This is a genomic window from Streptomyces sp. NPDC002785, from assembly GCF_040295565.1.
Taxonomy (GTDB): domain Bacteria; phylum Actinomycetota; class Actinomycetes; order Streptomycetales; family Streptomycetaceae; genus Streptomyces.
Window position 1 is genome coordinate 1 of sequence record NZ_JBEOVN010000434.1, and the last position, 1,333, is coordinate 1,333.

Sequence of the window (1,333 nt, forward strand, 5' to 3'; positions counted from 1 at the left end):
ACGGGGGTGGCCGCTGCCGTCGGCCGCGACCGTCTTCCCTGCCTCCGTTGTCAGTGGTGGCCCCTAGTGTCGGCTCACGAACACGATCAGAGACGACCAGGGGAGGCCGCCGCCGTGGAGTTCCGTATTGAGCGCAGCGCACTGACTGACGCCGTGGCCTGGGCGGCCCGGGTGCTGCCCACGCGCTCGCCCGTTCCTGTGCTGGGCGGGCTGCTGTTGGAGGCGGCCGACGGCCGGCTGCGCATCTCGGGCCTCGATTACGAGGCGTCCGCGCGCATCGAGGTGGAGGCGGAGACCGTACGGGCCGGAAGAGTGCTGGTCATGGGCCGTCGGCTGCTCGACGTCTGCCGGGTGCTGCCCGAGGGGGCGGTGGAGTGCGCGGTCGAGGGCTCACGGTTCTCGCTGACGAGTGACAGTGCCCGGTTCGGACTCTCGGTGCTGCCGTTCGACGACTATCCGGCGCTGCCGGCGCTGCCGGAGGTGCTCGGTGCGGTGGACGCGGAGGAATTCGCCGCGGCCGTCGCCCATGTGACGGTGGCGGCGGGCCGGGACGACACGTTGCCGATCCTGACCGGTATCCGGCTGGCGCTCGACGGCGACACGATGACGCTCGCCGCCACGGACCGCTACCGGTTCGCGGTGCGCACGCTCCTCTGGAAGCCCGGGAAGGACGGCGTCTCGGCCGATGTCGTGGTCTCCGCCCGCAGGCTGACCGAGATCGCCCGCTCCTTCGGCCGGGCCGGAATGGTCCAACTCGCTCTGGACGGCGGCTCGGTCGGTTTCGAACTGGCCGGGATGCGCACCACGGTGCGTCTGCTCGACGGCCGACTGCCGCGCCACGACAAGCTGTTCGCCATGGTGGCCGCTTTTTCTGCGGTGACGGACCGGGCGCCGCTGGTCGAGGCCGTCAAGCGCGTCGCCGTGGTCGCGGAGGGCGGCAGCCCGCTCCAACTGACTTTCTCCGGTGACTCCTTGCTGCTGCAGGCGGGTTACGAGGACGACGTCGCCTCCCAACGTCTGCCTGCAGTGCTCGATGGCACCGACGAGCTGACGGTCGCCTTCAACCCCTCATACCTGATGGACGCCCTGGCCTCGTTCGACGCACCTGTGGTCCGGTTCGACCTGATGGGCCCCGGCCAGCGCGCGATGGTCACCGGCCGGGCGTCGGCGGAGGACGAGGCGCAGGACGCATCGCACCCCGCTCACCAGCATCTGCTGATGTCGGCCAAGCCGCTGGTCTAGGTGTACTCGGCCGACACGTTGGTGACACACATCCGTCGGTAGTTGATCAAGGGAGGACCTCCGGGCGTAGTGGAGATTGGCGTCTTCACTC

Annotated in this window: 1 protein-coding gene; it reads left to right on the plus strand. The window is 69.9% G+C overall.

Translation table 11 applies throughout. From position 1 onward, the window contains the following. Positions 1–114 precede the first annotated feature (114 nt). Positions 115–1,242 (plus strand): DNA polymerase III subunit beta, encoded by a 1,128-nt coding sequence (gene dnaN, locus ABTZ94_RS37575; protein ID WP_351207961.1) that lies wholly within the window; start codon positions 115–117, stop codon positions 1,240–1,242. Positions 1,243–1,333 lie beyond the last annotated feature (91 nt).